Raw genomic sequence first — 4,416 nt, forward strand, 5'->3', positions numbered from 1 at the left:
TCTACGAACCCAGAACCCCACGCCTCGCTTGACGAAAGACATAGAGGCACCCCCCCGCCCCCACCCCCTCCCCTTCGCCCCTCCCAGAAAGCCCCCCACCCCAGGCCGACAGACCCCCCGATCTCACGCCTCCGCGGCCGGCTCCTCTTCCGGCAGGAAGCCCGGCAGCCACTCCTCCAGTTCGTCGCGCAGGCGAACCGTCGCGCCCAGCTGGCACAGGACGCCGATGGTGCTCAAGGTCACACGGTGTATCAGGAGGTACGCCGGGGGCAGGTTGAGCCGCTTGCCCAGCTGGTGGGCGGGGGAGCGGGGGTCGGCGATTCGGGCGGCCTGGCTGCGCATCCAGCCGCGGGTGAAGGTGAAATCGTCGGCCAGGGCCGGTTCGATGATCGGCAGGAGGTAGTCCAGGACCGCGTCGGGTTCGAGGTCTATGGACTCCTTGACGAAGCCCTCCTCGCAGAGCAGTTCGTAGACCGCCTCGGCTTCGCCTTCGAGCGTCATGCGCAGGGAGTCACCGATCGTGGTGGGCAGACCGCCCGGAAGACGGTCGACCGTGCCGAAGTCGAGGACGCCCAGACGCCAACCCCCCTTCTCGTCGGGCAGCAGCCGGAAGTTGCCCGGGTGCGGGTCGGCGTGCAGGAGACCGGTGCGCGCGGGGCCCGAGAAGAGGAACCGGGCCAGCAGCTGTCCCGCTCGGTCGCGCTGTTCCTGACTGCCGTCGGCGATCACCTCCGACAGGGGTATCCCGTCGATCCACTCGGTCACCAGGACCTGGTCGCACTGGTGGACCACCGCAGGGACCAGCACATCCGGGTCGCCTTCGAACTCCTCCGCGTGTGCTTTCTGGGCCTGGGCCTCCAGCCCGTAGTCGAGCTCCTCGGAGACCCGGTCGCGCAGTTCCGCGATGAGCGGCTTGATGTCCATGCCCGGGATCAGAGGGCCGAGGAGTCTGGCGAACCGGCTCAGCTGGTTCAGGTCGGACAGCAGGGCCTCGCCCGCGCCGGGGTATTGCACCTTGACCGCGACATCGCGGCCGTCGTGCCACACCGCCCGGTGCACCTGGCCGATCGAGGCCGCCGCCGACGGCTTGTCCTGGAACTCCACGAACAGCTCGGCCCAGTCCGCCCCGAGCCGCTGCTCCAGTACGGAGTGCACGGTGCGTGTCGGCATCGGGGGCGCTGCCTCCTGGAGCTTCGTCAGGGCTGCCCGATAAGGTCCCGCGACCTCCTCGGGCAGCGCCGACTCGAAGACGGACAGTGCCTGTCCGAACTTCATCGCACCGCCTTTGAGCTCGCCGAGCACCTTGAAGAGCTGCTCCGCCGTGCGCTGCTGGAGTTCACGGCCCACGATCTCCGCGGACTTCCCGCCGATTCTCTTGCCGAGTCCCCAGGTTGCCCGCCCGGCGAAGCCGAGCGGTAGCGCGGCGAGCTTGGCGGTTCGGGTGACCGCCTTCCGGGGAAGATCAGACATGCGCCCTCCAAGTACCGGACAGCCGTGCCGCGTACGGCTGTTGCCCGGCCATTGTCTCGTGCGGCTCCCCATCCTCCGAGGTGTGATCCCCCTTACCTTTCTCCATCGCTCCGCACAGGCATGCGGGATGGGGCCAGACCGGTCGCGGATGCCAGTCGAATCCGGGCACCGACGCCTGCCAGCGTGCTCCCGCGCTGGATGGCAACGCGCCGTCCAGGAAGGCCAGCGCATGCCCGGCGGCCAGGCCCGCGACACCGGCCGCCAGCGCGAGGTCGCACGCCGGTACGTGGCGTGGTCGCCCGGAACGCCATTGGGCGACCAGCCGCGGCCAGGTGGGATCACGGTCGACGCGTTCCTGTTCCAGGCAGCCCGCGCAGGCCGTGTCACCGGGCAGGACCAGGGGACCCACGACCCCCGTCCCCTCCACGACGCCCGCATAGAGATGGGGTGTGCCCGAGGTGATCAGGGACTCGGCGGCGACCGGGTCGGGGGCGTGGACGGCAAGGTCGTCTCGCGGGGCGAGGATGACCAGTGACCACCCGAGTTCCTGCGTCGGCTCCAGTGCCTGCGCCCGCGCCAGTTCCATTTCCGGTTCCAGTGGCGGGCCGGAGGCGGGATCGGCGGGGTCCGGCGACAGCGGGTCTCGTCTCTCCTCCGCCAATCGCGCCCCGCGTCCGGGTGCCACCTGTGCCGGTCCGCCCGGGGACTTCCGCGCCCGGCCCTGCCGCGGTGGCCGATCCGGCGCCGCCCGCCGCACCGCACGTCGCGCGGCCTCCTCCCGGCGCTCGCCGACCGAGTCCGCGGGCAGTCCGCCCGGAGCGACATCCCACGGCTCGACGCGACCGTTGTCGCGCACATCGACCTCGCCCACGCCCGCGCCCGCCAGCAGTGCGGCCAGGACCACACCCACCCGGCCCGCGCCCCGTACCTGCACGCGCAGTGAGCGGCGCGCCGCCAGGTGCTTGAGGCCGGCGCCCGGCTCGGGGGCGACCAGGGAGAGCGACGCGAGGTCGGGGCGCAGCCGGTCCAGAACCGCTTTCCTGGCGCGCAGGGCGTCCGCGGCCGGGCCGCCTCCTGTCGCGTCGTCGAGCAGACCGGAGCGGGCCAGCCGGTCGATCAGCCCGTCGACATGACCGTCGGGCAGCCCCATCCGGCGCCCTTCGTCCCGCAGGAGCGGCAGCCCTCGGGTTCCGTCGAGCAGGGCGAGGAAACTGCCTGTCGCCGTGTCCATCGGGCCCAGCACCATCGCGTGCGCCGGTGCCATCCCGAACTGCACGGTGTTGAGATCCCGCCAGCCGCGCCGCAGCGCGGGCTTCACCATCGGATGCATGACCGACCCCCGTCGTGCTCAGAGCTTCTCCGTGTGTCGGTGGATGTGAGTGCTGCTCCGCCGACCGGATGCCAGCATGCCCGGATCGGTCGTCGGGTGCCGAAAGTTGTCCACAGGTGGTGGTGTTCGTCGTACAAATCAAGCGCACGGGGTGCGGATCGGCACCGAACCGTCCCGGGGACGGGACTTCCCGCATGTGCAGCGGGTAACGTCGGGGCGTGCCCGCCGACCCACTGCACCGCGCCGGAAAACCACAGCGCAGCACGACGAGCCTGCCGCCAAGCGGCTCGGGGGCGAGCGCGATCGAGGTTCGCAGGAGTGCGCGACGGCGTCGCACTGTCTCCGCGTACCGCGAGGGCGATCGCACCGTCGTGCTCATCCCCGCCCGGATGTCCGAGGCGGAGGAACAGCGCTGGGTCACCGTCATGCTCGACAAGCTGGCCGCCCAGGAGAGCAAACGGCTGCTCGGTGACGCCGAGCTGTCCGAGCGGGCCGGGCGTCTGTCGGAGCAGTACTTCGACGGCCGCGCCCGGCCGACGTCCGTGCGCTGGGTGACCAATCAGAACACGCGCTGGGGCTCGTGCACCCCGTCCGAGGGCAGCATCCGTCTGTCGCACCGGTTGCAGGGCATGCCCGAGTACGTCGTCGACTACGTCCTCGTCCACGAACTCGCGCACCTGCTCGTACCGGGACACGGGCCACGCTTCTGGAGGCTGCTGGAGGCGTATCCGCGTACGGAGCGTGCTCGCGGCTATCTCGAGGGGGTGGTTGCCGCCGACCGGCTGCCTCATCTGCCGGCCGCGCGCGACGAGTAGGAGCGGCCCGCGCCTCCCGCCGAGGGGGGATTGTGTACCGGGTCTGTACCGGCTTGGTCCACTCCCAGACTTTGCCGTTAGCCTGACGCGACGCACTCGCTTTCGGGATGGGGGACGGTCGTTACGCATGGCCAGGGAATTCCAACGCGGCCACAAGGCCAAGATCAGTGACCTCACCTCGGGCACCGATCTGTACGTAGGTGTGCAGATCACCGGCCCCGGGCTGACCTTCGACATCAGTTGCTTCGGTCTGGACGCCGACGAACGGCTCTCGGACGACCGCTACTTCATCTTCTTCAACCAGCCGAAATCCCCCGAGGGGTCCGTTCAGCTGCTCGGTGCGCAGGCCGGTGACGCGGAGTCCTTCCGGGTCACGCTGGACCGGATCCCGCAGCAGATCCAGAAACTGTCGTTCACGGCGACGATCGACGGCGCCGGACAGATGTCGCAGATCGCCCCCGGATATCTCCGGATCGTCGCGGGCGGCGAGGAGGTGGCGCGGTACTCGTTCAGCGGCGCCGAATTCTCCACGGAACGTGCCGTGATGCTGGGCGACTTCTACCTGAAGGACGTCTGGCGGTTCGCCGCCGTGGGACAGGGCTTCGACGGCGGACTCGACGCGCTGCTGAAGAACTTCGGCGGCGAGGTCGCCGAGGAAGCTCCCGCCGCGCCGTCCCAGGACGCCCCTCCCGCCTTCGCGCCCCCGTCCCAGGCGTCCGCCCCTCCCGCGTTCGGTGCTCCGGCAGCGCCCCAGGCGCCCCAGCCGGCACCCGCCTTCGGTGCCCCGGCGGCGCCGGCTCC

The 4,416-nt window shown here is 70.7% G+C and carries 4 protein-coding genes; 2 read left to right on the top strand and 2 right to left on the bottom strand.

All coding sequences use genetic code 11. The features are described 5' to 3' along the window. Positions 1-123: 123 nt before the first annotated feature. Together ABZS97_RS43455 and ABZS97_RS43460 are read right to left on the bottom strand one after the other, a co-directional pair. Positions 124-1,470: an AarF/ABC1/UbiB kinase family protein gene (locus tag ABZS97_RS43455; RefSeq protein ID WP_356149396.1), complete on the bottom strand. Its 1,347-nt coding sequence runs from the start codon at positions 1,468-1,470 to the stop codon at positions 124-126. Next, positions 1,463-2,800, bottom strand: coding sequence for a TOMM precursor leader peptide-binding protein (locus ABZS97_RS43460; protein ID WP_356149399.1), 1,338 nt, complete (start codon positions 2,798-2,800; stop codon positions 1,463-1,465). Before ABZS97_RS43460 ends, ABZS97_RS43455 begins: the two co-directional genes overlap by 8 nt. A 218-nt stretch (positions 2,801-3,018) precedes the next feature. Here ABZS97_RS43460 and ABZS97_RS43465 point away from each other — a divergent pair, with 218 nt between their 5' ends. After that, positions 3,019-3,615 (top strand): M48 family metallopeptidase, encoded by a 597-nt coding sequence (locus ABZS97_RS43465; RefSeq protein WP_356149402.1) that lies wholly within the window; start codon positions 3,019-3,021, stop codon positions 3,613-3,615. Between the two features lie 127 nt (positions 3,616-3,742). Beyond that, positions 3,743-4,416 (top strand): TerD family protein (locus ABZS97_RS43470; protein WP_356149405.1); only part of this gene is annotated, 674 nt, incomplete at its 3' end.

This window comes from Streptomyces sp. NPDC005485 (genome assembly GCF_040606085.1).
Lineage (GTDB): Bacteria > Actinomycetota > Actinomycetes > Streptomycetales > Streptomycetaceae > Streptomyces.

Bases quoted from the DNA above. Each gene is read 5' to 3' on its own strand.
- ABZS97_RS43455 (WP_356149396.1), bottom strand. From the start codon at position 1,470: ATGTCTGATCTTCCCCGGAAGGCGGTCACCCGAACCGCCAAGCTCGCC.
- ABZS97_RS43460 (WP_356149399.1), bottom strand. From the start codon at position 2,800: ATGCATCCGATGGTGAAGCCCGCGCTGCGGCGCGGCTGGCGGGATCTC.